The sequence below is a fragment of the Micromonospora sp. NPDC048999 genome (assembly GCF_040649295.1).
Classification (GTDB): domain Bacteria; phylum Actinomycetota; class Actinomycetes; order Mycobacteriales; family Micromonosporaceae; genus Micromonospora.
Window position 1 is genome coordinate 51018 of sequence record NZ_JBEZFI010000027.1, and the last position, 24486, is coordinate 75503.

A 24486-nucleotide genomic window follows, 5' to 3' on the forward strand; every position below is an offset into this window, starting at 1 on the left:
CCGGCCGACCGCAGGTCGGCCGGGTCACGGTCACTTGATGAAGCTCGCGGACATCGGGTAGCGGTAGGGCTGGCCCTCGTTGGCCTTCATGCCGGCGATGATCCCGAACAGGATCTGGATAACCACCACCGCGATGCTGGGCAGGAAGAGCAGGCACCAGCTCACGAAGAGCAGCACGAACGCGATGATCGACCAGAGGAGCTGGAAGTTCAGCGCGGCGAGGGCGTGGGCCCGGGCGGTGGGCGACTGCGGGCCACGGACCAGGAAGGCGATCAGCGGGGCGACGAAGCCCAGCGGACCGAAGCTGATCAGCGCGCCGGCGGCGCCGCCGAAGTGCGCGATCAGCGCCCAGGTCTTGTCCTCGTTGTTGCCGTAGCCGCCGCCCGGCGGGGGGTAGCCGCCCGGCGGCGGATAGCCACCGGGTGGGGGATAGCCGGGGCCGCTCGGGCCCCCGGACATTGGTGCGGTGGGGGGCTCGTAGCCCGGCGAGGAGCCGTATGGTGCCGACGGCGGGGTGTCGCCCGGCGGCTGGGCGCCGGGCTCTCCCGCTCCGGGGAAGCGAGGTGGTTCAGTCATGGACGTCACGGTAGGTCCCGTTCGCAACGACGCGCCAGAGCGACACCGCTCCGGATGTCCGACTGTTTTGCTCTCGCGGACTGTGCGGTGGGCCGCACCGGAGGTCCGTCGCTGATCATCGCGTCGGTGGGTGCGCCGACGTAGACTGGCACTCGCTACAGTCGAGTGCCAGATGCTCGGTCAGGAGGTGAGGGAGATGGGTCTCGACGACCGCAAGCTCGCAGTGCTCCGCGCGATCGTCGAGGACTACGTCGCCACCCAGGAGCCGGTCGGCAGCAAGGCGCTGGTGGAGCGCCACCAGCTGGGCGTCTCCCCGGCCACCGTGCGCAACGACATGGCCGTCCTGGAGGACGAGGGCTACATCCGGCAGCCGCACACCAGCGCCGGCCGGGTGCCCACCGACCGCGGCTACCGGCTCTTCGTCGACCGGCTCTCCCGGGTCAAGCCGCTGAGCCCGGCCGAGCGTCGGGCCATCGAGCGGTTCCTGGTCGGCGCGGTCGACCTGGACGACGTGGTGCACCGCACGGTCCGGCTGCTGGCCCAGCTCACCCGGCAGGTCGCCGTGGTGCAGTACCCCAGCCTGGCCCGTTCCAAGGTGCGCCACCTGGAGCTGGTGCCGATCTCCACCACCCGGCTGATGGTGGTCATGATCGCCGACACCGGCCGGGTCGAGCAGCGGCTGGTCGAGCTGCCCGGCCCGCTGTCGGCCGACGACGTCACCGACCTGCGTCGGCTGGCCAACGAGAAGCTGGTCGGCAGCCGGCTGTCCGATACCCCACCCCTGGTCCAGGCGCTGGTGGACGAGTCCTCGCCGCACCTGCGCCCGGCCATGGCCACGCTCTCAAGCGTGCTGCTGGAGACGCTGGTCGAGCGGCACGAGGAACGGATCGCGCTGGCCGGCACCGCCAACCTCACCCGAGGTGGCCTGCTGGATTTCCAGGGCTCGCTGCGGCCCATCCTCGAGGCGCTCGAGGAGGAGGTCGTGCTGCTCAAGCTCATCGGTGAGGCCGAGCCGAGCACCACCCGGGTGCTGATCGGCGACGAGAACGAGATCGACAACCTGCGCGCCGCCTCGGTGGTCAGCACCGGGTACGGCCCGGGCAGCGTCATCGTCGGCGGCCTGGGCGTGGTCGGGCCGACCCGGATGGACTACCCCGGCACCATCGCCACGGTGCGAGCCGTGGCACGCTACGTGGGCGAGTTGCTGGCCCAGAACTGACCAGTCAGGGGCGGCGGCCGGCAGGATGCCGGCGACCGGCGCAACGCGAGACGAACATGAGGACACCGAACGCAGTGGCCAGGGACTACTACGGCATTCTCGGCGTCAGCCGGGAGGCCTCCGACGACGAGATCAAGCGCGCCTACCGCAAGCTGGCGCGGCAGTTCCACCCGGATGTCAATCCGGACCCGGAGGCACAGGAGAAGTTCAAGGACATCAACGCCGCGTACGAGGTCCTCTCGGACGATCGGAAACGGCAGATCGTCGACCTGGGCGGCGACCCGCTGGCACCGGGGGGCGGAGGCGCCGGTCCGGGTGGACCGGGCGGTGCCGGCCCGTTCGTCGGGTTCCAGGACATCATGGACGCGTTCTTCGGCGGAGCCGCCGGCGGTTCGCGCGGGCCCCGTCCGCGTACCCGTCCGGGTGCCGACGCGATCCTGCGGCTGGAGCTGGATCTCAACGAGACCGCGTTCGGCGTGGAGGCCCCGCTCACGGTCGACACCGCCGTGCTCTGCACCACCTGCTCCGGCGCCGGGACGGCGGCCGGCACCCACCTCGCGACCTGCGAGGCATGCGGTGGGCGCGGCGAGGTGCAGTCGGTGCAGCGGACCTTCCTCGGCCAGGTGGTCTCCGCCCGGCCGTGCACCGTCTGCCAGGGCTACGGCACCACCATCCCGCACCCCTGCCCGACCTGTGCCGGGGACGGCCGGGTCCGGACCCGCCGCTCGCTGACCGTCAAGATCCCCGCCGGGGTCGAGGACGGCATGCGGATCCGGCTGGCTCAGCAGGGCGAGGTCGGTCCGGGCGGCGGCACGGCCGGCGACCTCTACGTGGAGATCCACGAGCGGCCGCACGACGTTTACTCGCGCAAGGGCGACGATCTGCACTGCCGGGTCACCGTGCCGATGACCGCCGCCGCGCTCGGCACCCGACTGACCATCAAGACGCTGGACAGCGAGGAGACGGTCGACGTCAAGCCGGGCACCCAGCCGGGCAGCACGTTGCGGCTGCGCGCCCGGGGCGTACCGCACCTGCGGGGCACCGGCCGGGGCGACCTCTACGTCCACCTCGACGTCCGTACCCCGACCAAGCTCGACGCCGATCAGGAGCGGATGCTGCGCGAGTTCGCCAAGACCCGGGGCGAGGAGGTCGCCGAGCTGAGCAAGCAGGGCGGCTTCTTCTCCCGGATGCGCGACGCCTTTAACGGGCACGCCTAGCGTGTCGGCACCGCTGTTCCTGGTCGAGGCGCTGCCCACCGGCGACACGCTGACCCTGGACGGACCGGAGGGGCATCACGCCGCCACCGTGCAGCGGCTGCGTGTCGGCGAGGAGCTGCTGCTCGCCGACGGGCGGGGCGGCACCGCCGGCGCGGTGGTCACGGCCGTCGGCCGGGGCACCCTCGACCTGACGGTCACCTCCCAGGGGTACGTCGACGCGCCCGTCCCCCGGCTCGTCGTGGTGCAGGGCATCGCCAAGGGCGAGCGGGGCGAACTGGCCGTGCAGGCGATGACCGAGGTCGGGGTCGACGAGATCGTCCCGTGGGCGGCGTCCCGCTCGGTGGCCCAGTGGCGCGGCGACCGGGGCGTACGGGCCCGGGAGAAGTGGGCGGCCACCGCTCGGGAAGCCGCCAAGCAGGCCCGCCGGGCCTGGCTGCCGGTGGTGGCCGGCACGCCCGACGAGTCCACCGCGACGGTGGCCCGGCGGATCGCCGGGGCGGCCGCCGCGTTCGTGCTGCACGAGGAGGCCGAGGAGCGGCTGACCACCGCTGAGCTGCCGGAGACCGGCGAGATCGTGCTGGTGGTCGGCCCGGAGGGCGGCATCGCTCCGCCCGAGCTGTCCGCGTTTCGCGAGGCCGGCGCCCGTACCGTGCGGCTCGGTCCCTCGGTGCTGCGCACCTCCACGGCCGGCGTGGCCGCGCTCAGCGTCCTCGCCACCCGCCTCGCCCGCTGGTAACCGGCGGCGCTGGCCCCGCCACCCGCCCGGCCTGCCTCGGCCGGCCGGCGCGGGGTCAGCTGCGCAGGTAGGAGGCGCCGTTCAGGTCGACGATTGTGCCGGTGGCCCACTCGGCCTCCGGGCTGGCCAGCCAGTGCACGGCGGCGGCGATCTCCGCGGGCCGGGCGACCCGATTGAACGGGGACTGGGCGCGGATCGCGTCGCCGCGCTCGCCGCTGAGGTGCGTGGTGGTCATGTCGGTCTCCACGAAGCCCGGCGCGACCGTCGCCACCGCGATGCCGTACGGGGCCAGGGCCAGCGCGAGCGACTGGCCGAGCGCGTTCAGCCCCGCCTTGCTCGCCCCGTACGCCGGCTGCTCCGGCTCGCCCCGGAAGGCGCCCCGGGACGACACGTTCACGATTCGGCCGCCCCGCTCGCGCATGTGCTGCGCGGCGCACCAGGTGACGTTGGCGGCCCCGGTCAGGTTGGTCTCCAGGACCAGCCGCCACTGCTCCTGCCACTGCGCGTAGGTGTTGCCGAAGACCGGGTGCGGCAGGTCTCGCGGCCCGAACACGCCGGCGTTGTTGACCAGGACGTCGAGCCCGCCCAGCCGTTCCGCTGCCTCGTCCACCATCGCGCGGACCGCGTCCGGGTCGGTCAGGTCGGCGCGGACCACCACGTGCCCGTCGCCGGGCAGTTCTGCGCGTACCCCCTCGGCCAGTTCCGCCGAGTCCCGATGGTGGATCGCCACCCGGTCACCGCCCGCCGCGAACGCCCGCGCCACCGCGCGCCCGATGCCGCGCGAGGCCCCTGTCACCAAGATCGCCCGAGAAGTCACGCGGACATCATGCCCGCGCTGCCGGTGGGCCCGCGACGCGGTCCGGGCCGCACGCCTTAGCATGCCCGAATGGGAACCGACTGCCTGTTCTGCCGGATCGTCGCCGGGGAGATCCCGGCCACCATCGTGCGGGAGACCGCCACGACCCTCGCTTTTCGGGACATCAACCCCCAGGCGCCCACGCACGTGCTGGTGATCCCGAAGGAGCACTACGCGGACGTGGCCACCCTCGCCCAGGGAGACCCGGCGCTGGCCGGTGAGGTGCTCGCCACGGCCGCCACGGTGGCCGAGGAGGAGGGCCTGCTCGCCGACGGTTTCCGGCTGATGTTCAACACCGGGGCGTACGCCGGCCAGGAGGTCTTCCACGTGCACGCGCACGTGTTCGGCGGCGCGCCGCTCGGCCCGATGCTCTGCCGCTGACGCCGCCCCTAGACTGCCGGCATGATCACGGTGCATGACCGGCTGGGCCGGATGGTGCGGCAGGCGCAGGCCCAGGGCCGGATCCCGGCGGTCTCGGTCGCCCTGCACCGGGCCGACCGGCCGCTCTGGACCTGCGCGGTCGGCGGGACCGGCAACGCCACCCCGCTCGACTCCGACACGGTGTTCCGGATCGGCTCGGTCACCAAGACCTTCACCTCCGTGCTGGTGATGCAGTGCCGGGACGACGGGCTGCTCGACCTGGACGACCCGATCGGGCGGCACCTCGACCTGCCGGCACACGGCGAGCTGACCGTACGCCGGCTGCTGTCGCACACGGCGGGCCTGCAGCGTGAGCCGCACGGCGACGTCTGGGACACGCTGCGGGTGCCCGGCGTGGCCGAGCTGATCGCCGACCTGGACCGGGTGGAGCGGGTGCTGCCGACCGGCCGGCGCTACCACTACTCGAACCTCGGGATGTCCCTGCTCGGCGAGCTGGTGGCCCGACTGCGGCGCGGCACCTGGGCGGAGGCGCTGGCCGATCGGGTGCTCGCACCGCTCGGGCTGACCGCCACCGGCCTCACCCCGGGCGACCGGGCGGCGACCGGGTTCCTGGTCGACGCGTACTCCGACGAGGCACGGCCGGAGCCGCCGACCGACTTCGGCGGGGTGGCCCCGGCCGCGCAGCTGTGGAGCACCGCGCCGGACATGGCCCGCTGGGCGGCCTTCCTGGCCGATCCGGCCGCGCTGGACCCGGCCGGCTCGGTGCTGGCCCCGGCCACCCTCGACGACATGCGCTGGGCGCTCACCACCACCGACGAGACGCTCTGGGCGGCCGGCTTCGGGTTGGGCCTGATCCTGGTGCCACAGCCGGGGCGGGTGATGCATGTGGGACACGACGGGGCGATGCCCGGTTTCCTGGCCGCCGTCTACGGCCGGCGAGGCGGGGACGGCACGGCGGGCGCGATGGGCTGCGCGGTGCTCGGCTCCTCCGGCACCGGCGTGGAGGTGCTCGACCTGCCGCACCGGCTGCTCGCCGCCGCCGCCGAGCACGACCCGGCCGACATCGAGCCGTGGCGCCCCGGCCAGCCCGCCCCGGAGCACCTGCGCGGGATGCTGGGCCGCTGGTGGGGCGAGGGCTTCGAGTGCGTGTTCTCCTGGCACGACGGGGCGCTGCGGGCCCGCGGCGCCGACGATCCGGCCGGCAAACCGCCGGCGGTGTTCGCGCCGCTGCCGGATCGGCCGGACGTGTTCCGCACCGTCGCCGGCCGCGAGGTGGGTGAGCTGCTTCGGCTGACCCGGGACGAGCGCGGCGCGGTGGTCCGGATGCACTGGGCCACCTACCGCTTCACCCGCGACCAGGAGACCTTCGACGGGTACGACTTCCGCACCGGTAGTTGATCTCCTGCCGCCGGCTGGGTGGCGGTTCCGGCGGGCTGCGCCCGCCGGAAATGGCCAAGGTGCAGCCGCTGTTGAACCGATACGATGGGTGGAACCGTACGCCGCGCCAGTAGGGCCCGGCGCCGAGATTGGAAGCAGGTGGCGCAGGGCCTGACGGCCCGACCTATGACCGGCACCCCACCTCCCGACCCGCCCCGGGTGCAGACCAGGATCACGGTCCCCGACCAGAAGATCATGGTGAACCTGCTCGGCGCGGGCGACGAGATCCTGCGGCTCGTCGAGCGTTCGGTCAACAGTGACGTCCACGTGCGGGGCAACGAGATCACCATCACCGGCGCGCCCGCGGACAACGCCCTCGCCGAGCGCCTCTTCAGCGAGCTGCTCGAACTCATCGAGAAAGGTCAGACCCTGACCACTGACGCCGTCCGGCGTACCGTCGGCATGCTCGAGCAGGGCAGCACCGAGCGGCCCGCCGAGGTCCTGACGCTCAACATCCTCTCCCGGCGCGGCCGCACCATCCGTCCCAAGACGCTCGGGCAGAAGCGCTACGTCGACGCGATCGACGCCAACACGATCGTCTTCGGCATCGGTCCCGCCGGCACCGGTAAGACCTACCTGGCCATGGCGAAGGCCGTGCAGGCGCTGCAGGCCAAGCAGGTCAACCGGATCATCCTCACCCGGCCGGCGGTCGAGGCGGGGGAGCGGCTGGGCTTCCTGCCCGGCACCCTGAACGAGAAGATCGACCCGTACCTGCGCCCGCTGTACGACGCGCTGCACGACATGCTCGACCCGGAGTCCATCCCGAAGCTGATGGCGGCCGGCACGATCGAGGTGGCGCCGCTGGCATACATGCGGGGAAGAACGTTGAACGATGCGTTCATCATTCTGGACGAGGCGCAGAACACGACGCCCGAGCAGATGAAAATGTTTCTCACCCGGCTCGGCTTCGGTTCCAAGATCGTGGTCACCGGTGACGTCACCCAGGTGGACCTCCCCGGCGGCACGACCAGTGGCCTGCGGGTGGTCCGGGAGATCCTGAGTGACGTCGAGGACGTGCACTTCGCCCAGCTTTCCAGCTCCGACGTGGTCCGCCACACGCTGGTGGGCGAGATCGTCGACGCATACGCCCGCTGGGATGCCGAGCGGGAGAACCAGCAGGCGCAGGGCGTGCACGCCGTGCCCGGGCGGACCGCCCAGGGCGGCCGGGCCGGCCGGCGCCGCTAATTCACCAGAGGAAGACAGTTGTCCATCGAGATCGCCAACGAGTCCGGTGTCGCGGTCGACACCGACGCCGTGCTCGCCGTCGCCCGGCACGCCCTCGACGAGATGGGGGTCAATCCGCTCGCCGAGCTTTCCGTGCTGCTGGTCGACATCGACTACATGTCCGAGCTGAACCACCGCTGGATGGGTGGTGACGGCCCGACCGACGTGCTCGCCTTCCCCATGGACGAGGGCAGCGTCGACCACGGGCCGGGGGAGAACGCCCCGACCGGTGGTGAGCCGGCGCTGCTCGGCGACATCGTGCTCTGCCCCGAGGTGGCGGCCAAGCAGGCGGCCACGGCGGGCCACTCGGCCGCCGACGAGCTGCACCTGCTCACCGTGCACGGGGTGCTGCACCTGCTCGGCTACGACCACGCCGAGCCGGAGGAGGAGCGGGAAATGTTCGGTCTCCAGGCCCGACTGCTGGCCAGCTGGCGGTCGACCCGGTCGAAATGATGACCACCCTGGCGGCCGGCAGCGATCCTGCCAATCTGCCCGACCTGCAGCTCCTCGCTCTCGCGGCGGCGCTGGTGGTGTTCGCCGGCCTCATCGCGATGACTGAGGCGGCGCTGGCCGCGGTCTCCCCGGCCCGGGCCGCCGAGCTGGCCCGGGACGGGGCGCGCGGCGCTCGTACCCTCCAGGCGGTCGCCGGTGACGTGGTCCGCCACCTCAACCTGCTGCTTCTGCTCCGGCTGCTGGCCGAGCTGACCGCCACCACGCTGGTCGCGCTGGTGGCGGTGGACACGTTCGGCGCCGGCTGGCGGGCCGCTCTGGTCACCGCCGGGGCGATGACCGTGGTCAGCTTCGTGGTGGTCGGTGTCGCGCCGCGTACCCTCGGCCGGCAGCACGCGTACCCGGTGGGCCGCGCGGTCGCCCCGCTGGTGCGCTGGCTGGGCCGGGCGCTGAACCCACTCGCGTCGCTGCTGATCCTGATCGGCAACGCGGTGACCCCCGGGCGCGGCTTCCGGGAGGGGCCGTTCGCCACCCAGGTGGAGCTGCGCGAGCTGGTCGACCTGGCCGAGCAGCGGGGCGTCGTCGAGCACGGCGAACGCCAGATGATCCACTCGGTCTTCGCCCTCGGCGACACCATCGCCCGTGAGGTGATGGTGCCGCGCACCGAGATGGTGTGGATCGAGGAGGGCAAGACGCTCGCCCAGGCGCTGGCGCTCTTCCTGCGCTCCGGCTTCTCCCGGATCCCGGTGATCGGCGACAGCGTGGACGACGTGCTTGGCGTGCTCTACCTCAAGGACCTGATCCGGCACACTCAGGGCGGGGACCCCCACACCGCCCAGCTTCCGGTGGCGGAGCTGATGCGCCCGGCGACCTTCGTGCCCGAGTCCAAGCCGGTTGACGACCTGCTCTCCGAGATGCAGGCGGCCCGTAACCACCTGGTCATCGTCGTGGACGAGTACGGCGGCACCGGCGGCCTGGTCACGATCGAGGACATCCTGGAGGAGATCGTCGGTGAGATCACCGACGAGTACGATGTCGAACGCCCGCCGGTCGAACGCCTGGCGGACGGGGCCGTGCGGGTGACCGCCCGGCTGCCGGTGGAGGACCTGGGCGAGCTGTTCGACACCGAACTGCCCACCGATGAGGTGGAGACGGTCGGCGGCCTGCTCGCGCAGGCGCTCGGCCGGGTGCCGATCCCCGGCGCCGAGGCCGAGGTGGCCGGGCTCCGGCTGATCGCCGAGGGCACCACCGGCCGGCGTAACCGGATCGACACCCTGCTGGTGAGCCGGGTCGCGCCGGGCGACGAATCCGACAGCGCGGGGCGCGGCGAGCAGGCCGGGTCCCGCGGCAATCAGAACCGTTCCAAGGAGAGGCAACCCGCCGATGCCTGAGTCACCTGCCGTGCCGGCCGCCCGGCCCACCCCGTCCGACCCCGCCGCGCTGAGCGCCGAGGACGGCAAGCTGGTCGTCCTGGCCCGGGGCGCGCGTGGCCGGGTCGGAGCCGTGGAGGGTGCGGCGGTCCGTGACCAGGACGGCCGGACGTACGCGGCGGCCAGCGTGGCGCTGCCGTCGCTGACGCTGACGGCGCTCCAGCTCGCGGTCGCCTCGGCGGTCGCCGCAGGGGCCAGCCGGCTGGAGGCCGCCGTGGTGGTGACCGAGGCCTCGACGCTGGACGGTGCCGGGCACGCCGCGGTCCGGGACCTTTCCGTCGACGCGCCGATCCACGTGGCCGCGCCGAACGGCACCGTCCTCGGCACGGTGGTCGCGTGAGTGACATGGAGCAGCGTCCCTACCGTGCGGGTTTCGCCTGTTTCGTCGGGCGGCCCAACGCCGGCAAGTCGACGCTGACCAACGCGATCGTCGGCACCAAGATCGCGATCACCTCGAACAAGCCGCAGACCACCCGGCACGTCATCCGGGCCGTGCTGCATCGGCCGGACTCGCAGCTCGTCCTGGTCGACACTCCGGGCCTGCACCGGCCTCGTACGCTGCTCGGCGAGCGGCTGAACGACCTGGTGCGGGAGACGTGGAGCGAGGTCGACGTGATCGGCCTCTGCATCCCGGCGAACGAGCCGATCGGCCGGGGCGATCGGTTCATCACCGGTGAGCTCGCCAGCCTCAAGGCGACAGTGCTGGCGGTGGTCACCAAGACCGACCTGGTGGACCGGAAGCGGCTGGCCGAGCAGCTCCTCGCGGTGAGTGAGTTGGGCGACTTCGCCGACATTGTGCCGGTGAGCGCGGTTTCCGGCCACCAGGTGGACACCCTGGTCGACGTGATGACCGGCTACCTGCCGGAGTCGCCGCAGCTCTACCCGGACGACATGCTCACCGACGACCCGGAGCAGGTGCTGGTCGCCGAGCTGATCCGCGAGGCGGCCCTCGAAGGCGTCCGGGACGAACTGCCGCACTCCATCGCCGTGGTGGTGGAGGAGATGATCCCGGAGGGCCGGCTCACCAAGATCTACGCCGACGTGTACGTCGAGCGGCCGAGCCAGAAAGCGATCGTGATCGGTCACCGGGGTAGCCGGCTGAAGGAGGTCGGCACCACCGCCCGTAAGCAGATCGAAGAGCTGCTCGGCACGCGGATCTATCTCGATCTGCACGTCCGGGTGGCCAAGGACTGGCAACGCGACCCGAAGCAGCTGCGCAAACTGGGCTTCTGACCGCCCGACCGCCGACCGCCGGTTCCGGACATCGGGGCCGGCGGCTCGCTTTTCGGACTGATCCGGAACGGTCGGCACTATGGGATGTTTCACTTACAGCCCGGTCTGCTCGCCGTTTCACCCGCTGGGGTCGGAGGGTAGGGGAAGCGTTGTGATGCCCTTGCCCCCGGACCAAGCTGCAGGCTGATGCGAAACCGATACCTGGATCTGCTCCGTTTCCTGGCCATCGTGCGAGTCGTCGTCTACCACGTCGTCGGATCGGCGGCCCTGACGCTGATCTTCCCGGCGATGTCGGTGATGTTCGCGCTCGCCGGCTCACTGATGGCCGCCTCGCTGGACCGAACCGGCCCGCCGGCCGTGCTGCGCCGGCTGCGTCGCCTGCTGCCGTCGCTGTGGGTGGTCGCCGCGATCTTCGTGCCGGCCATGCTGCTCACCGGTCTGCCGCTCACCCCGAAGGTGCTGCTCTGGCTCTTCCCGGTCAGCGACCCACCGGCCAACCACTGGGGCGCGCTGGCCCTGAGCCCCATCTGGTACCTCCGGGACTACCTGTGGTTCGTGCTGGCCTCGCCGTTGGTGCTGTGGCTGTTCCGCCGGGCGCCGCTGCCCACCATCCTCGCCCCGTATGCGTTGCTCGTGCTGATCGAACTGGGCGTGTACCGGAACCCGCCGACCGTGCTGCGCGAGTTCGGCCTGTACTTCGGCGCCTGGCTGCTCGGCTTCGCCCACCACGACGGCATGCTCCGTCGGCTCAGCAACCGGGTGCTGGTGCCCATCGTGCTCGTCGTCGGCGCCGCCGGGCTGTCCTGGATCTTCACCCACCCCGGCTCGCGCGGCTACGACCTGAACGACATCCACCTCGGCAACGCCCTCTGGTCGGCCGCGTTCATCCTGGTGGCGATCGGCCGGGCCCCGGCCGACGCGGCCTGGGTCGACCGCATCCCGGTGCTGGGTCGGGCGGTCACCGTGCTGAACCGGCGCGCGTTGACCGTCTACCTGTGGCACATGTCGTTCGTGGTGGCGCTCACCCCGCTGGTCGGTCTGGTCGGCTGGACCCCGCGCGACCCGCTCGGCCTGGCGATCCGGGTGGTGCTGGTGTTCGCCCTGGTCGGCGTGGTCACCCTGCTGTTCGGCTGGGTCGAGGACGTGGCGGCCCGGCGTACGCCGCAGCTGATCCCCGGCCGGCGCCGGCCGGCCCTGGCCGAGCGCGCGGCGGCCGCCCCGGCCAGCCCCGCGCCCGCCGGCGCCGAGGCCGAGCTGGCGGCGGCCGGGGCCTCCCACCCCACCACTGCGCCCCGGCTTCCCAGCCCCCGGCGTGCTGCCGATCGGGCCGGTCGAGGGGCCTGACGCATGGCTGGTCAGCGACGGCTGATCGTGAGGTCGCCGCTGCCGGTGCTGATGTCCAGCAGCAGGGCGGCGGTCGGGTCGTCGGTCACCGCCAGGGAGGTCTCGCCCGAGCCGGTGCTGGTCCGCACCCGGTACCGGCCGTCCGGCACGGCCAGCTCCACGTTGCCGCTGCCGGTGTGCACCCGGGCCGAGGCCGGCTGGTCCAGCTCGACGGTCACATCACCCGAGGAGGTTTCCGCGTCCACCCCGGCGGCCAGCCGCCGCGCCTCGACATCGCCGGAGGAGGTGTGCAGCCGGACCGCGCCGGTCGCGTCGTCCACGGTGATGTCCCCGGAGCCGGTCTCGGCGCTGACGTCGCCGTGTGCCGCCGTCACGCTGACGTCGCCGGAGCCCAGCTTGACGTCCACCGCGCCGACCTGGCTCAGCGTGATGTCCCCGGAGCCGGTCTCGCCGCGTACCGTCACGCCCTCGGGAGCGGTCACCTCCCAGGAGACGCTGCAGCGGTTGCCGCAGCCGGTGTCCAACACCAGCTCGTCTCCGGTGATCCGGTAACCGGTGTCGGGTTGAGTGCCCTGGTAGCGGACCTTCCGCTTGATCCGTACGTCGGTGGCGGCCCCGGACCCGCGCACCGTCACGTCGCCCGAGCCCGGCCGTACGGTGATTCGGGTGATCTTCACCGCCTCGATGTTGTCGTAGGTCAGCTCGCTGAACGACAGCGTGTCGCACCCGGACAGGAGGACCAGGGCGGCTGCGGCGGTGGCGGCGACGGCGGTTCGATGCTGAGGCATGGCCAGCACGCTACGGCCGGCCGTCGGGTCGGCACATCCGGGTCCGAGCGCCGATCGACCCCGAACCGACCCTGAGATGGCACCCCGAGGGAGAATGACCGGATGGCCGGGTACCGCCGACAGCTCTACCGCGACGACGCGGTGGTGCTGCGCGTACAGAAGCTGGGCGAGTCCGACCGGATCATCACCCTGCTCACCCGCCGGCACGGCCGGCTGCGGGCGGTGGCCCGGGGCGTCCGGCGCACCACCAGCAGATTCGGTGCCCGGCTGGAGCCGTTCGGGCACGTCGATCTCCAGCTCGCCGGCGATCCCAAGGGCAACCAGGGCAGCTCGCTGCACACCGTCAGCCAGGTCGAGGGGATCGACCTCTACGGCAAGCGGTTCCTCGGCGACTACCCCCGATACACGGCGGCCAGCGCGATCGCCGAGACCGCCGAGCGGCTCACCCCGGTCGAGCGGGAGCCGTCGCTGCGGTTGTTCCAGCTCACCCTCGGCGCGCTGAAGTCCCTGGCCCGGGGCGAGCACGCCACCACCCTGGTGCTCGACGCCTACCTGCTGCGCGGGATGACGCTGGCCGGCTGGGCGCCCGCGTTGACCGCCTGCGCGGTCTGCGGCACCCCGGGGAAGCACCGGGCGTTCTCCGTACCGGCCGGGGGCGCGGTCTGCCCGGACTGCCGGCCGCCCGGGGCCGCCCACCCCGCCCCGGCCACCGTCGACCTGATGTCCGCGCTGAACACCGGCGACTGGACGTACGCGGACGCCACCGAGACCGCGGTACGCCGGGAGTGCAGCGGCCTGGTCGCGGCACACCTCCAGTGGCATCTCGAGCGCGCGCTACGCTCGCTGCCGCTGGTCGACCGGGGTGCCGGCACCGGGCCCACCCCCGCCGGCGCGAACAGGGAGACTGCGTAAGTGATTCGATCGACGAGGGCCGTCCGGCGGGAGCCGGTGCCACCGACTCCGCACCCGTCCGGCGCCCGGCCGCCGGCCCTGCCGGCCGCGGCGCTGCCGAAGCACATCGCGGTGGTGATGGACGGCAACGGCCGCTGGGCCAAGGAGCGCGGGCTGCCCCGGACCCAGGGCCACGAGCAGGGCGAGCACAGCCTCTTCGACACCATCGAGGGCGCGATCGAGCTGGGCATCCCCTACCTGTCGGCGTACGCCTTCTCCACCGAGAACTGGCGGCGCTCGCCGGACGAGGTCCGCTTCCTGATGGGCTTCAACCGGGACGTCATCCGCCGCCGCCGGGACCAGCTCGTCGACCTGGGCGTCCGGGTGGTCTGGTCCGGTCGGGCCGGGCGGCTCTGGAAGAGCGTGATCTCCGAGCTGCAGACCGCCGAGGAGATGTCCCAGGGCAACTCGACGCTGACGCTGCAGTTCTGCGTCAACTATGGCGGTCAGGCGGAGATCGCCGACGCCGCCGCCGCGATCGCCCGCGACGTGGCCGCCGGGAAGCTCGACCCGGGCAAGGTCAACGAGAAGACCATCGCCCGGTACCTCTACCACCCGGAGGTCCCCGCGGTGGACCTCTTCCTGCGCCCCTCCGGCGAGGAGCGCATCTCCAACTTCCTGCTCTGGCAGAGCGCGTACGCCGAGCTGGTCTTCCTCGACACGCTCTGGCCGGACTTCGACCGTCGCCACCTCTGGTACGCCTGTGAGCTGTACGCCCAGCGGGATCGCCGCTTCGGTGGCGCGCTGCCCAACCCGGTGGCCCCGACGACGTAGCGTCAGGCCGGCACTTCGGTGCGGTCGCCCGCCCAGAGCGTGTGGAACGCGCCTTCCCGGTCCACCCGGCGGTAGGTGTGCGCCCCGAAGTCGTCCCGCAGGCCCTGGATCAGTGCGGCCGGCAACCGAGACGCGCGCAGCCCGTCGAAGTAGGCCAGCGACGATGAGAACGCCGGCGTCGGCACGCCCGCCCGGGCCGCGTCGGCCACCACCCGACGCCAGGCGGGGACCCCGGCGCCGACCTGGTCGGCGAACCACGGGGCCACCAGCAGCGTCGGCAGTTCCGGCTCGGCGTCGTACGCCTGGCGGATCCGGTCCAGGAAGCGGGCCCGGATGATGCAGCCGCCCCGCCAGATGGTGGCCGTGCCGCCCAGGTCGATGTCCCAGTCGTAGTTCTCGCTGCCGGCCCGGATGTGGTCGAAGCCCTGCGCGTACGCGACGATCTTGCTGGCCAGCAGGGCGCGCCGGACGTCCTCGACGAAGGCTTCCCGGTCGTCCACCTGCCACTTCTCGCCGGCGTCTGCGAAGGCGCGGCGGGCGGCGGCGCGCTGGTCGGCGTGGCCGGACAGCGACCGGGCGAAGGTCGCCTCGGCGATACCGGTGATCGGGATGCCCAGGTCCAGCGCGCTCTGCACGGTCCACCGGCCGGTGCCCTTCTGCTCGGCCTGGTCGAGCACCACGTCGACGAACGGCCGGCCGGTGGCCGCGTCGGTGTGCGCCAGCACGTCGGCGGTGATCTCGATGAGGAAGGACTCCAGTTCGCCGCCGTTCCACTGCTGGAAGATGTCCGCGATCTCCGCCGGGCTCGCCGACAGGCCCGCCCGCAGCAGGTCGTACGCCTCCGCGATGAGCTGCATGTCGGCGTACTCGATCCCGTTGTGGACCATCTTGACGAAGTGGCCGGCGCCGTCCGGGCCGATGTGCCGGCAGCACGGGGTGCCCTCGACCTGCGCGGCGATCTTCTCGAAGATCGGGCCGAGCTTGCGGTAGGACTCGTCCGAGCCGCCCGGCATGATGCTCGGGCCGTGCAGCGCGCCTTCCTCGCCGCCGGAGACGCCGGTGCCGACGAAGTGCAGCCCGTGCCCGCGCAGCGCCTCCTCCCGGCGACGGGTGTCGGTGAAGTGCGCGTTGCCGCAGTCGACGACGATGTCGCCCGCCTCCACCAGCGGCACCAGTTCGTCGATCACCGCGTCGGTGGGGCCGCCCGCCTTCACCATGACGATCAGCGCACGGGGGCGCTCCAGCGTGGCGACGAAGTCGGCCATCGATTCCGACGGTACGAAGGTGCCCTCGCCGCCGTGCTCGGTGATCAGGCTGCGGGTGCGTCCGGGCGAGCGGTTGTGCACCGCGACGGTGAAGCCGTGGCGGGCCAGGTTACGGGCCAGGTTGCGGCCCATTACCCCCAGGCCGGTCACGCCGATCTGCGCCGTCGCCTGCGCTGCCATGCGTACCGCCACCTTCCGTCGGGTGCCCGTCCTGCGACCGTATCGTGGTCGGTACGGGCGCGGGCGGGGATATCGACGGCAGGTGAGCGTGGTGTCACTCCTGGTTGGGTGGCATCGTGGCGGTCGGTCCGGCGGCCTTGGCCAGCCGGGCCTTGACGCGGGCGACCTTCTCCGTCATCGCGTCGGTGACTCCGGGGCGTACGTCGGCCTTGAGCACCAGGCTGACCCGGGGTGCCTGGGCGGCGACCGTGTCGACGGCCCGCTTCACCACCGCCATCACCTCGTCCCACTCGCCCTCGACGGTGGTGAACATGGCGTCGGTCCGGTTGGGCAGGCCGGACTCGCGGACCACCCGGACGGCGTCGGCGACCAGGTCGCCCACGGAGTCACCCACGCCGAGCGGGGTGACCGAGAATGCGATCAGCATGCCGCCGATGCTGCCAGTAAATCGGGTGCGGGAGCGGTGGCGGCCGGTTAGCGTACCGGTATGCGTAACTGACGCCCCTTCTTCCGAGCCCCGGTCCGCCGCCCGTTCGTGCCGCGGACCTGTCTGCTCCGGGCGTCCGCATGGTGCTGCACCGCCGTCGTCGCGGTGTTTCCTCTTGATCGGACCCGCCGGGGCCTGCCCATTCGCCGCGCCACCCGGCGCCGGAGACAGTCAGGAGGCCGCGTATGCCTGCCAAGCGCAACCCGAAGAAGTCCCGTACGCCCGCGCCGAAGCCGTCCCTGATGGACGTGACCCCGCCGGACCTCGCCGCGCTGGAGGTGGCGCCCCCGGCCAAGGTGACCCTGCCGGACCGGACCGACACCCCGCCCGCGCCGAAGGCTGGCCCACCGGTCGGCCGGGAGGCCCGGATTTCCGGCCGCGGCCAGCGCGCCGGCCAGAACCGGTTCTACGCCTTCCGGCGCAGCTGAGGTCTCCGGGTGCGGTTGCCGTCACTCCGGCGACGACAACCGCACCCGAAGCCACGGGTCGGGTGGTCAGCCGATCAGTGGGCGGAAGGTGCCGAGCACGATGCTGACGGTCAGCGCAGCGCCGGCCAGCATCGCCGCACCGGCCACCAGCAGACCGTCGGCCCGGGTGAAATGCTGCCGCCGGGCGACCGTACGCGGAATTCCGGCGTCGAAGCCGCGGGCGTCCATCGCCACCGCCAACCGGGTGCCCCGCCGGATCGCCCCGACCAGCAGGGCGAACGCCGTCGACACGAACAGCCGCAGCCGGGCGACCGGATTCCGACCGGCGTCCACGCCCCGGGCCCGGCGCGCCATGCTGATCATCCGCCACTCCTGTTCGAGCAGCGGCACCAGCCGGAACGCGGCCAGCGCGCCGATGGCGAACCGGGCCGGTGCCTTGGCGTTCTGGACCAGCGCGTCGGCCAGGTCGGTGGCGTCGGTGGTGGCGAAGACGACGATCCCGGGCAGCGCCACCGCGAGCATGCGCAGCACCAGCCCCAGCGTGGTGACCAACACGCCCTCGGTGACCAGGATCGGGCCGGCCTCGACCAGCACCCGCCCGGAGCGATCGGCGGCGAACAGCACCAGGGTGACCAGGATGCCGCTGGCGCTGGCCAGCAACGGCCAGGCCCGCCGGGCCAACACTCGGTAGCGGACGCCGAACAGCGGCAGCACGGCCAGCTCGATCGCGATGGCGATTGCCGGGGCCACCGGATCCAGGGTGGCGATCAGGATGAACGAGAAGACCAGCGCGGCGGCCAGTTTCGCCACGGGATTGCGCCGGGCCAGCGGCGCCCCGGGCGCGGCGACCGGCGCCATGCCGATCACGGCCGGTCCCCGCGGTCGGGGCCGCTCACTGGCCGTTGCAGGGTGACGGTGCGGTCGGCCAGCGCGGCGACGAAGTCCGGGTCGTGGGTGACCGCGACGACGCCGTGGCCGGCGTCGCGCAGCTCGGCGAGCAGGTCGACCAGTTCCAGCCAGGTCCGCCGGTCCTGGCCGAAGGTGGGTTCGTCGCAGATCAGCAGGCGGGGTGCGGTGGCCAGCGCGGTCGCCACGCTCAGCCGCCGTGCCTCCCCGCCGGAGAGGGTGTACGGGTTCGCCCCGGCCAACCGGGCCAGCCGCAGCCGCTCCAGCAGCCCGTCCACGGTGGACCGTACCGCCGCTTCGGGCTGGCCGGTCCGGCGCGGGCCGAGCGCCAGCTCGTCGAAGACGGTGTTGGTGACGAACTGGTGCTCCGGGTCCTGGAAGACCGAGCCGATCCGCCGGGCCAGGGCCGGCGCCCGCCAGCGGTGCGGGGCGGTGCCGGCATCCCGGCCGGCCAGCTCGGCGGTGGCGGTGACTGTGCCGGTGCCGGGACGGAGCAGGCCGCCCAGGAGCAGGGCCAGGGTGGACTTGCCGACGCCGTTCGGGCCGAGGACGGCGAGCGCCTCGCCGGCACGTACCAGAAAATCGGTGGGGGCCAGCCGGGGCGGCAGGCCGAGCCGGTCGGCGGTGATCAGCGGCGGTCCGGCCGGCGTGCTGGCGGGTCGGTGCGGCACGGCCCGGTCGGGCACCCAGACCCCGGCGTCGGCGAGCGCGTCGCCGTGCGCCGCGAAGACCGCGGCGGGTGGGCCGTCGGCCCGCACGCCGCCGCCGGGCTCCAGCACGACCACCCGGTCGACCAGCGGTAGTGCCTCGGCGACCCGGTGCTCGACCAGGACCAGCGTGGTGTCGGCGTCGAGGGCGTCCCGGACGGCCTGCCGGATCAGCGTGGCGCCGGCCGGGTCGAGGTTGGCGGTCGGTTCGTCGAGCAGCAGCAGCCCGGGCCGCAGGGCGAGCGCCCCGGCCAGCGCGAGCCGCTGCTGCTCGCCGCCGGACAGCGCGGCGGTGGGCCGGTCCCGGTGGTACGGGAAGCCGACCCGGCGCAGCGCCTCGTCCACCCGGGGCCAGATCTCCTCGCCGGGTACGCCACGGTTCTCGAGCCCGAACGCCACGTCGTCGCCGCAGCGCGCCATCACCAGCTGGGTCTCCGGGTCCTGGAAGACGACGCCGACCCGCTCCCGGGCCTTACGCGGGTCGAGCCCGTCCACCTCGATGGTGCCCTCCTGCTCGCCGGAGTCCTCCGGCAGCAGCCCGGCGAGCGCCGCGAGCAGGGTGCTCTTCCCGGCACCCGAGGGCCCGAGCAGCAACACCCGCTCCCCGGCCTCGACGCGCAGGTCCACCCCGCGCACCGCCCACCGCTTCCGCCCCGCGTGCCGCCACCCGAACCCCCGCAACACCACCGCGCCCATTTTGTTGTCAGACGGCGGGTCGGTTGCGGCCGGCGGGGAAGCGGTCGAGGACGCCGGTGTTGGCCAGGGCACGGGTGAGGTACCAGGCACCGGCACCGGCGATCACGGCGGCGCTCACGATCGTCAGCAGCGCGTACGGGATGCGGTAGGTGACCAGGTCGGTGGCCTTGTTCCAGTAGACGAAGTCGAAGATCGCCGCGGTCAGACCGGTCAGCGCGCCGGCGAGCACGGCGGCCGGCAGGCGGTACGAGCGGTAGCGGAACGCAGCGAAGGCCAGTTCGGCGCCGATGCCCTGCGTCAGACCCTGCACGATGGTGATGCCGCCCCACTGGCTGCCCAGCAGCGCGGAGACGATCGAGGCCACCAGCTCGCAGTACAGCGAGGCGCCGGGCTTGCGGATCACCAGGCCGCCGAGGACCGCCGGCACCAGCCACATCCCGTAGATGAGGGTGTGCGCCGGCGGGAAGAAGGCGAAGGCGGCGCTGGTGGCGCTCCAGACCAGATTCCAGGCCCAGAAGATGACGCCGAAGGCGACGGCGATCACCGAGGCGACGACGATGTCGATCGTGCGCCAGCGGTTGCTGTCGGTGTGAGTCATGAATCGCTCCCAGTCCAGTGGTACGAACCAGGAGAAGACGCACGCCGCGTCCGGTGCCACCGGACGGCGGCGCGGCTGGAGGTCGACCGAACTCCCTGCGCTGGCATTACCCAGATCAGGTTCGAGGGTCTGCGGGCACCGGCCCGCACTCTCAGCGCTGTGCGCTCCCCTGTCGGATGTGAAATTGTCTCCAGACGCTAGCACCGCACCAGGTCGTCGGCCCAGCCGGGAACCGGGGATCGATGTGGCTGGGTAGGCTACCCAATCATGCAGGTCGACGTGCGGGGTCTGACGTTCCAGGTGCGCACGGGCGGCCCACCGGGCGGCGTCCCCGTCCTGCTGTTGCACGGCTTCCCGCAGCACGGCGGCGAGTGGGACGACGTGGTGCCTGTGCTGCACGCCGCCGGGCTGCGCACGTACGCACTCGACCAGCGCGGCTACTCGCCGGGGGCGCGGCCGGCGCCGGTCGAGGCGTACCGGATCCCGGAGTTGGTGGCCGACGCGGCCGGCGTGCTCGACGCGCTGGGCGTGACGGACGCGCACGTGGTCGGGCACGACTGGGGCGCCATCGTGGCCTGGGGGCTGGCGGCGGCGCACCCGGAGCGGGTCCGCAACCTGATCGCCGTGTCGGTGCCGCACCCGGCGGCGATGGCGCACGCGCTCGCCACCGACCCGCGGCAGAAGGCCCGCTCCGCCTACATCGCGTTGTTTCGTAAGCCGGGCAGGGCGGAGAAGGTGCTGCTGTCGCTGCGCGCGACCGCGCTGCGGCGGATGCTCGGCGCAGTGGGCGATGCCGCGCGGGTGGCCCGGTACGCCGACCCGATGCGCGAGCCGGGCGCGCTGACCGCCGCGCTGAACTGGTACCGGGCCATGACCGGGGCCGACCTGAAGGCGGTCGGGCCGGTGGGCGTGCCGACCACGTTCGTCTGGAGCGACCGGGACATGGCGATCGGCCGGACCGCCGCCGAGGCGTGCGCCGCCCACGTCACGGGCGATTACCGCCTCGTCGAGCTGGCCGGCGTCAGCCACTGGATCCCCGACGAGGCGCCCGCCCCGCTGGCCGAGACGATCCTCGCCCGGGTCGTCCGGTGACCGTGACCACCGGGCGACGGACGGAGGAGACATGACGGTGAGCGCCGAGGCTTATCTGACGGTGGTGACCGAGACGATCGGCCGGGTGGCCGCCGGCCAGCGGGAGGGGGTCGGTCGGGCGGCGGACCTGATCGCGGAGTCGCTGCGCGCCGGCGGGGTGATCCACGCGTTCGGCACCGGCCACTCGGAGGCCTTGGCGATGGAGATCGCCGGCCGGGCCGGCGGGCTGGTGCCCACCAACCGGATCGCGCTGCGCGACCTGGTGCTCTACGGCGGTGAGCCGGCCGAGGTGCTCGGCCCGAAGCTGGAACGCGAGCCCGCCGTGGCGCACCGCCTCTACGAACTGGCCCCGGTGCGCCCGCAGGACGTGTTCGTGCTCGCCTCCAACTCCGGTGTGAACGGGGCGATGGTGGAGTTCGCGTCGATCGTCAAGGAGCGCGGGCACGGACTGGTCGCGATCACGTCGGCCGCGCACTCGGCCCGGATGACCTCGCGTCACCCGTCCGGTCGCAAGCTGGCCGACTTCGCCGAGGTGGTGCTCGACAACGGCGCCCCGTACGGCGACGCCACCCTGGCGCTGCCCGGCGGCGGCGCGGTCGGCGCGGTTTCCTCGATCACCGCCGCGCTGCTGGCGCAGCAGATCGTGGCGGAGGTGGTGGCCCGGCTGCTCGCGGTGGGGGAGCGGCCCCCGGTCTACCTGTCGGCGAACATCACCGGCGGCGACGAGCACAACGCCGAGTTGGAGGCCCGCTACGCCGGCCGGATCCGCCGGGGGGCGTGAACCGCCCCGGACCGGGGATAGGCGTTACTGCCGACGGAACTCCTCGCCGGCAGTGCGGCCATGCGGCGGGAGGTGGCGCTTGTCGAAGGAGACCGAGAAGCAGCGTTGGCAGCGCAACTTCGCCGACCTGCTCCAGGAACTGCGGGTGACGCAGACCGGCGTGCAGATCCTCTTCGCCTTCCTGCTCACCCTGCCGTTCAGCAACGGTTTCCCGCGGACCACCGACTTCCAGAAGGACGTCTACATCGTCGCCCTGCTGGCCGCCGCCGCAGCCACCGCGATGATCATTTCGCCGGTCGCCTTCCACCGGGCGCTGTTCCGGCAGGGCCGCAAGCCGGAGCTGGTCCGGTTCGCCCACCGGGTGGCCGTCGGTGGCCTGGCCTTCATGCTGATCGCGATGGTCAGCGCGGTCCTGCTGATCACGGACTTCGTGCTGGGCCGGCCGATGGCCCTGGTGCTGACCGGGGTCACCGGGGCGTGGTTCCTGGCATTCTGGCTGGCCCTGCCGCTGGCCGCCCGGCGCAACTGGGGCGACGCCATCGACGACGAGGACGACACCCCGCAGGTGCTGCCCGGCGACTGACCGCGCCAGTTGCGCCAAATCGGACGCGCAGCGAAGGCTACCTCTGGGTAATACCCGGGGGTAGCGTCGATTTTGTCGAGCACGTCGACGCAGCCGGACCGAGGTCTCCAGGAGGCAGCCGTGACCGCGACACAGAACAGCCGGCCCGATCCCGCAGGCACGTCCGGCCCCACCGGCCAGGTCTCCGAGAAGGAGGCCCGCCAGGTCGCCGAGGCGGCCCGCGAGACAACCTGGGACCGGCCCAGCTTCGGCAAGGAACTCTTCCTCGGCCGGTTCCGCCTCGACCTGATCGACCCGTGGCCGCGCTCCGACCCGGGCGACGTCGCCCGCGCCGAGGAGTTCCTCGGCACGTTCGGGGCGTACCTGGACTCCGAGGTGGACGGCGTCGCCATCGAGCGCGACGCGCACATCCCGGACGAGGTGTTCCACGGGCTGGCCCGGCTGGGCGCCTTCGGCATGAAGATCGACCGGAAGTACGGCGGCCTCGGGCTGAGCAACCTGCACTACTGCCGGGCGCTGATGCGGGCCGGCTCGGTCAGTCCGGCCATCGGCGCGCTGCTCTCCGCGCACCAGTCGATCGGGGTGCCGCAGCCGCTGAAGATGTTCGGCACGCCCGAGCAGAAGCAGCGCTTCCTGCCCCGGCTGGCCGCCGGTGAGGTCTCCGCGTTCCTGCTCACCGAGCCGGACGTCGGCTCCGACCCGGCCCGGCTGGCCACCACCGCCGAGCCTACGGCCGACGGCGCCGGCTACCGGCTCAACGGGGTGAAGCTCTGGGCCACCAACGGCACGGTCGCCACCCTGCTGGTGGTGATGGCCCGGGTGCCGGCCGCCGAGGGGCGGCGCGGCGGGATCACCGCCTTCGTGGTGGAGGGCGACAGCGAGGGCATCACCGTCGAGCGGCGCAACGCCTTCGTCGGCCTGCGCGGCCTGGAGAACAGCCTCACCCGGTTCCACGACGTCTTCGTGCCGAAGGAGAACGTGATCGGCGGCGAGGGCAAGGGGCTCAAGATCGCTCTGACCACGCTGAACACCGGGCGGCTCTCGCTGCCGGCCATGTGCGTCGGCGCCGGCAAGTGGTCGCTGAACGTGGCCCGGGAGTGGGCCGCCGACCGGGTCCAGTGGGGCCGGCCGGTCGGCGAGCACGAGGCGGTCGCCAAGAAGCTGGCCTTCATCGCCGCCACCACGTACGGCATGGAGAGCATGCTCGACCTGTGCTGCCTGCTCGCCGACGACGACCGCAACGACATCCGGATCGAGGCGGCGCTGGTCAAGCTCTACGCCAGCGAGATGGCCTGGAAGATCGCTGACGAGCTGATCCAGATCCGGGGCGGTCGCGGCTACGAGACGGCCGAGTCGCTGGCCGCCCGGGGCGAGCGGCCGGCCGCGGTCGAGCAACTCCTGCGCGACCTGCGGATCAACCGGATCTTCGAGGGCTCCACCGAGATCATGCACCTGCTGATCGCCCGGGAGGCGGTCGACGCGCACCTCTCGGTGGCCGGCGACATCATCGACCCGGACGCCGGGCTCGGCCGCAAGGCCAGGGCGGGTGCCCGGGCCGGCGTCTTCTACGCGAAATGGCTGCCCACGCTCGCCGTCGGTCGGGGGCAGGCGCCCGGGGCGTACGCCGAGTTCGGCCTGCTCGCCGGGCACCTGCGGCACGTCGAGCGCGCCTCCCGCAAGCTGGCCCGGTCCACCTTCTACGCGATGTCCCGCTGGCAGGGGAAGATGGAGCGCAAGCAGGCGTTCCTCGGCCGGGTGGTGGACATCGGCGCGGAGCTGTTCGCGATGTCCGCGGTCTGCGTACGGGCCATCGCCGAGCGGCCGGAGCACCCGGAGCACGTCGAGCTGGCCGACCTGTTCTGCCGGCAGGCCCGGCTGCGGGTCGACGAGCTGTTCACCGCGCTCTGGTCCAACACCGACTCGCTGGATGTGACGGCCGCGAAGCGGATTCTCGCCGGCCGGTACGCCGCGCTGGAGGACGGGGTGGTCACCCCGCCGGCCGACCACCCCTGGGTGGCCCCCTGGCAGCCCGGCCCCTCCACGGCGCAGGACGTCCGCCGCCGCATCCCACCCCAGCGGTGACCTCGGCCGTCCGGCACAGAGTGTGACTGTGTTGAACGGTATGCCTCCGGGTCATGAATGTGACT

General features: G+C 72.7%; 26 protein-coding genes and 1 riboswitch. Of the genes, 18 read left to right on the forward strand and 8 right to left on the reverse strand.

All coding sequences use genetic code 11. The features are described 5' to 3' along the window. Nucleotides 1–30 precede the first annotated feature (30 nt). Nucleotides 31–576, reverse strand: a complete 546-nt coding sequence (locus AB0C02_RS23655) for a DUF4870 domain-containing protein (protein ID WP_357550971.1) — start codon at nt 574–576, stop codon at nt 31–33. A 196-nt stretch (nt 577–772) separates the two neighbouring features. On the opposite strand from AB0C02_RS23655, the gene hrcA reads away from it, so the two are divergent. The 3 genes from hrcA to AB0C02_RS23670 all read left to right on the forward strand — a co-directional run bounded on the left by hrcA (nt 773) and on the right by AB0C02_RS23670 (nt 3748). Then, complete coding sequence (gene hrcA, locus AB0C02_RS23660; RefSeq protein ID WP_357550972.1) at nt 773–1795, forward strand: heat-inducible transcriptional repressor HrcA; 1023 nt, start codon at nt 773–775, stop codon at nt 1793–1795. 74 nt (nt 1796–1869) lie between these two features. Further along, nucleotides 1870–3012 (forward strand): molecular chaperone DnaJ, encoded by a 1143-nt coding sequence (gene dnaJ / locus AB0C02_RS23665; protein WP_357551006.1) that lies wholly within the window; start codon nt 1870–1872, stop codon nt 3010–3012. A 1-nt stretch (nt 3013) separates the two neighbouring features. Continuing rightward, a complete protein-coding gene (locus AB0C02_RS23670) occupies nt 3014–3748 on the forward strand; it encodes a 16S rRNA (uracil(1498)-N(3))-methyltransferase (protein ID WP_357550973.1) in 735 nt (244 codons plus the stop codon). A gap of 55 nt (nt 3749–3803) precedes the next feature. Here AB0C02_RS23670 and AB0C02_RS23675 read toward each other — a convergent pair whose 3' ends face one another. Further along, nucleotides 3804–4565 (reverse strand): SDR family oxidoreductase, encoded by a 762-nt coding sequence (locus tag AB0C02_RS23675; protein WP_357550974.1) that lies wholly within the window; start codon nt 4563–4565, stop codon nt 3804–3806. A gap of 69 nt (nt 4566–4634) precedes the next feature. On the opposite strand from AB0C02_RS23675, the gene AB0C02_RS23680 reads away from it, so the two are divergent. From AB0C02_RS23680 to AB0C02_RS23715, 8 genes are all read left to right on the forward strand, one after another. Then, a complete protein-coding gene (locus AB0C02_RS23680; RefSeq protein ID WP_357550975.1) occupies nt 4635–4985 on the forward strand; it encodes a histidine triad nucleotide-binding protein in 351 nt (116 codons plus the stop codon). Between the two features lie 21 nt (nt 4986–5006). Further along, on the forward strand, nt 5007–6383 hold the full coding sequence (locus AB0C02_RS23685; RefSeq protein ID WP_357550976.1) for a serine hydrolase domain-containing protein: 1377 nt from the start codon (nt 5007–5009) through the stop codon (nt 6381–6383). A 165-nt stretch (nt 6384–6548) separates the two neighbouring features. After that, on the forward strand, nt 6549–7607 hold the full coding sequence (locus AB0C02_RS23690; RefSeq protein ID WP_357551007.1) for a PhoH family protein: 1059 nt from the start codon (nt 6549–6551) through the stop codon (nt 7605–7607). 18 nt (nt 7608–7625) lie between these two features. Beyond that, nucleotides 7626–8099 (forward strand): rRNA maturation RNase YbeY, encoded by a 474-nt coding sequence (gene ybeY, locus AB0C02_RS23695; protein WP_357550977.1) that lies wholly within the window; start codon nt 7626–7628, stop codon nt 8097–8099. Next, the gene (locus AB0C02_RS23700; RefSeq protein WP_357551008.1) at nt 8075–9487 is read left to right on the forward strand and encodes a hemolysin family protein; all 1413 of its coding nucleotides are present in this window, start codon (nt 8075–8077) and stop codon (nt 9485–9487) included. The genes ybeY and AB0C02_RS23700 overlap by 25 nt, the downstream gene beginning before the upstream one ends. Then, nucleotides 9480–9866, forward strand: a complete 387-nt coding sequence (locus AB0C02_RS23705) for a cytidine deaminase (protein WP_357550978.1) — start codon at nt 9480–9482, stop codon at nt 9864–9866. Before AB0C02_RS23700 ends, AB0C02_RS23705 begins: the two co-directional genes overlap by 8 nt. 5 nt (nt 9867–9871) lie before the next feature. Beyond that, a complete protein-coding gene (gene era, locus AB0C02_RS23710; RefSeq protein WP_357551009.1) occupies nt 9872–10759 on the forward strand; it encodes a GTPase Era in 888 nt (295 codons plus the stop codon). Between the two features lie 186 nt (nt 10760–10945). Next, nucleotides 10946–12103: an acyltransferase gene (locus tag AB0C02_RS23715; RefSeq protein WP_357550979.1), complete on the forward strand. Its 1158-nt coding sequence runs from the start codon at nt 10946–10948 to the stop codon at nt 12101–12103. A gap of 11 nt (nt 12104–12114) precedes the next feature. Here the strand turns inward: AB0C02_RS23715 and AB0C02_RS23720 are convergent, their stop codons facing one another. Next, nucleotides 12115–12891 (reverse strand): DUF4097 family beta strand repeat-containing protein, encoded by a 777-nt coding sequence (locus tag AB0C02_RS23720; protein ID WP_357550980.1) that lies wholly within the window; start codon nt 12889–12891, stop codon nt 12115–12117. Between the two features lie 102 nt (nt 12892–12993). Here AB0C02_RS23720 and recO point away from each other — a divergent pair, with 102 nt between their 5' ends. Beyond that, the gene (gene recO / locus AB0C02_RS23725) at nt 12994–13803 is read left to right on the forward strand and encodes a DNA repair protein RecO (RefSeq protein WP_357550981.1); all 810 of its coding nucleotides are present in this window, start codon (nt 12994–12996) and stop codon (nt 13801–13803) included. A gap of 36 nt (nt 13804–13839) precedes the next feature. Continuing rightward, nucleotides 13840–14616 (forward strand): isoprenyl transferase, encoded by a 777-nt coding sequence (locus AB0C02_RS23730; protein ID WP_357550982.1) that lies wholly within the window; start codon nt 13840–13842, stop codon nt 14614–14616. 2 nt (nt 14617–14618) lie between these two features. Here AB0C02_RS23730 and gndA read toward each other — a convergent pair whose 3' ends face one another. Both gndA and AB0C02_RS23740 read right to left on the reverse strand, forming a co-directional pair. After that, on the reverse strand, nt 14619–16061 hold the full coding sequence (gene gndA, locus AB0C02_RS23735) for an NADP-dependent phosphogluconate dehydrogenase (RefSeq protein WP_357550983.1): 1443 nt from the start codon (nt 16059–16061) through the stop codon (nt 14619–14621). Between the two features lie 94 nt (nt 16062–16155). Continuing rightward, nucleotides 16156–16488 carry an MTH1187 family thiamine-binding protein gene (locus AB0C02_RS23740; protein WP_357550984.1) on the reverse strand — a complete coding sequence of 111 codons (333 nt, stop codon included), beginning with the start codon at nt 16486–16488 and terminating at the stop codon, nt 16156–16158. Nucleotides 16489–16733: 245 nt separating this feature from the next. On the opposite strand from AB0C02_RS23740, the gene AB0C02_RS23745 reads away from it, so the two are divergent. After that, a complete protein-coding gene (locus AB0C02_RS23745; protein WP_357550985.1) occupies nt 16734–16976 on the forward strand; it encodes a hypothetical protein in 243 nt (80 codons plus the stop codon). A 66-nt stretch (nt 16977–17042) separates the two neighbouring features. Here AB0C02_RS23745 and AB0C02_RS23750 read toward each other — a convergent pair whose 3' ends face one another. From AB0C02_RS23750 to AB0C02_RS23760, 3 genes are read right to left on the reverse strand one after another with little or no spacing between them, the layout of a single operon-like run. Then, nucleotides 17043–17843: an energy-coupling factor transporter transmembrane component T gene (locus AB0C02_RS23750; RefSeq protein ID WP_357550986.1), complete on the reverse strand. Its 801-nt coding sequence runs from the start codon at nt 17841–17843 to the stop codon at nt 17043–17045. Then, nucleotides 17840–19285: an ABC transporter ATP-binding protein gene (locus AB0C02_RS23755; protein ID WP_357550987.1), complete on the reverse strand. Its 1446-nt coding sequence runs from the start codon at nt 19283–19285 to the stop codon at nt 17840–17842. The genes AB0C02_RS23750 and AB0C02_RS23755 overlap by 4 nt, the downstream gene beginning before the upstream one ends. Nucleotides 19286–19292: 7 nt before the next feature. Continuing rightward, nucleotides 19293–19883: an ECF transporter S component gene (locus AB0C02_RS23760; protein WP_357550988.1), complete on the reverse strand. Its 591-nt coding sequence runs from the start codon at nt 19881–19883 to the stop codon at nt 19293–19295. Between the two features lie 74 nt (nt 19884–19957). After that, nucleotides 19958–20064, reverse strand: a riboswitch (TPP riboswitch). Nucleotides 20065–20150: 86 nt separating this feature from the next. Between AB0C02_RS23760 and AB0C02_RS23765 the strand changes: the two genes are divergently transcribed. From AB0C02_RS23765 to AB0C02_RS23780, 4 genes are all read left to right on the forward strand, one after another. Beyond that, nucleotides 20151–20975: an alpha/beta hydrolase gene (locus AB0C02_RS23765; RefSeq protein ID WP_357550989.1), complete on the forward strand. Its 825-nt coding sequence runs from the start codon at nt 20151–20153 to the stop codon at nt 20973–20975. Nucleotides 20976–21006: 31 nt separating this feature from the next. Beyond that, a complete protein-coding gene (locus tag AB0C02_RS23770; protein ID WP_357550990.1) occupies nt 21007–21756 on the forward strand; it encodes an SIS domain-containing protein in 750 nt (249 codons plus the stop codon). A gap of 79 nt (nt 21757–21835) precedes the next feature. After that, nucleotides 21836–22339, forward strand: a complete 504-nt coding sequence (locus AB0C02_RS23775) for a DUF6328 family protein (protein WP_357550991.1) — start codon at nt 21836–21838, stop codon at nt 22337–22339. 120 nt (nt 22340–22459) lie between these two features. Beyond that, nucleotides 22460–24421, forward strand: a complete 1962-nt coding sequence (locus AB0C02_RS23780) for an acyl-CoA dehydrogenase family protein (RefSeq protein ID WP_357550992.1) — start codon at nt 22460–22462, stop codon at nt 24419–24421. Nucleotides 24422–24486 lie beyond the last annotated feature (65 nt).

What these genes read in the sequence shown, in the direction of transcription:
- AB0C02_RS23690 (WP_357551007.1), top strand. Translation starts at nt 6,549, where the DNA reads ATGACCGGCACCCCACCTCCCGACCCGCCCCGGGTGCAGACCAGGATC.
- hrcA (WP_357550972.1), top strand. Translation starts at nt 773, where the DNA reads ATGGGTCTCGACGACCGCAAGCTCGCAGTGCTCCGCGCGATCGTCGAG.
- AB0C02_RS23720 (WP_357550980.1), bottom strand. Translation starts at nt 12,891, where the DNA reads ATGCCTCAGCATCGAACCGCCGTCGCCGCCACCGCCGCAGCCGCCCTG.
- gndA (WP_357550983.1), bottom strand. Translation starts at nt 16,061, where the DNA reads ATGGCAGCGCAGGCGACGGCGCAGATCGGCGTGACCGGCCTGGGGGTA.
- AB0C02_RS23760 (WP_357550988.1), bottom strand. Translation starts at nt 19,883, where the DNA reads ATGACTCACACCGACAGCAACCGCTGGCGCACGATCGACATCGTCGTC.
- AB0C02_RS23655 (WP_357550971.1), bottom strand. Translation starts at nt 576, where the DNA reads ATGACTGAACCACCTCGCTTCCCCGGAGCGGGAGAGCCCGGCGCCCAG.
- AB0C02_RS23765 (WP_357550989.1), top strand. Translation starts at nt 20,151, where the DNA reads ATGCAGGTCGACGTGCGGGGTCTGACGTTCCAGGTGCGCACGGGCGGC.
- AB0C02_RS23740 (WP_357550984.1), bottom strand. Translation starts at nt 16,488, where the DNA reads ATGCTGATCGCATTCTCGGTCACCCCGCTCGGCGTGGGTGACTCCGTG.
- AB0C02_RS23745 (WP_357550985.1), top strand. Translation starts at nt 16,734, where the DNA reads ATGCCTGCCAAGCGCAACCCGAAGAAGTCCCGTACGCCCGCGCCGAAG.
- AB0C02_RS23680 (WP_357550975.1), top strand. Translation starts at nt 4,635, where the DNA reads ATGGGAACCGACTGCCTGTTCTGCCGGATCGTCGCCGGGGAGATCCCG.
- AB0C02_RS23685 (WP_357550976.1), top strand. Translation starts at nt 5,007, where the DNA reads ATGATCACGGTGCATGACCGGCTGGGCCGGATGGTGCGGCAGGCGCAG.
- AB0C02_RS23705 (WP_357550978.1), top strand. Translation starts at nt 9,480, where the DNA reads ATGCCTGAGTCACCTGCCGTGCCGGCCGCCCGGCCCACCCCGTCCGAC.
- AB0C02_RS23755 (WP_357550987.1), bottom strand. Translation starts at nt 19,285, where the DNA reads ATGGGCGCGGTGGTGTTGCGGGGGTTCGGGTGGCGGCACGCGGGGCGG.
- era (WP_357551009.1), top strand. Translation starts at nt 9,872, where the DNA reads ATGGAGCAGCGTCCCTACCGTGCGGGTTTCGCCTGTTTCGTCGGGCGG.
- AB0C02_RS23715 (WP_357550979.1), top strand. Translation starts at nt 10,946, where the DNA reads ATGCGAAACCGATACCTGGATCTGCTCCGTTTCCTGGCCATCGTGCGA.
- recO (WP_357550981.1), top strand. Translation starts at nt 12,994, where the DNA reads ATGGCCGGGTACCGCCGACAGCTCTACCGCGACGACGCGGTGGTGCTG.
- AB0C02_RS23770 (WP_357550990.1), top strand. Translation starts at nt 21,007, where the DNA reads ATGACGGTGAGCGCCGAGGCTTATCTGACGGTGGTGACCGAGACGATC.